Genomic DNA, 473 nt, shown 5'->3' with positions numbered 1-473 from the left:
GCTTGAATGTCGGCAATGACATCTTCATGCCGAAGTCGCCTGCGCGGTCGCTCTACCGCGAGCGCCTGATTCTGGCATTGCATGCGCGGCTGGGGCTGTACAAGATGGACGAAATTATTTGGACATCGCCCAAGCCGCCTGGGCCGGTGGCCTGGGCCAGCAAGAAGAGGGTGCAGCTCAACACGGGGTATGAGCCTGTCTATTGGCTGACGAATGATCCGGATCGAGTGCTCGCTGATAACCGGAGGGTGTTGCAGCCTCACACCGAAGAGCACCTTCGGTTCGTGCGTTCCGGTGGTGTGAAGCGAGAGAGTGTGCATTCCGATGGCGCCTACAGAAAGCGTATCGGTGCCTACGGCGGCGAAACGTCGGGGAGGATACCCAAGAACGTCCTGGAATTCGCGCGTTGCGCGGAAGACCGGGATCAGGCCTATCGGCGCTATTGCGCGGAATATGGGCTGGCTCCGCATGGC

General features: G+C 60.3%; 1 pseudogene. It reads left to right on the top strand.

What is annotated here, in order from left to right:
* Positions 1–473, top strand: a pseudogene (locus ACR6JA_RS23240) (site-specific DNA-methyltransferase); the annotation flags it as partial.

It is taken from the genome of Cedecea sp. B1(4), from assembly GCF_059414925.1.
Note: the sequence above shows the minus strand (reverse complement) of the source record. Positions and strands in the feature narration are given on the sequence as shown.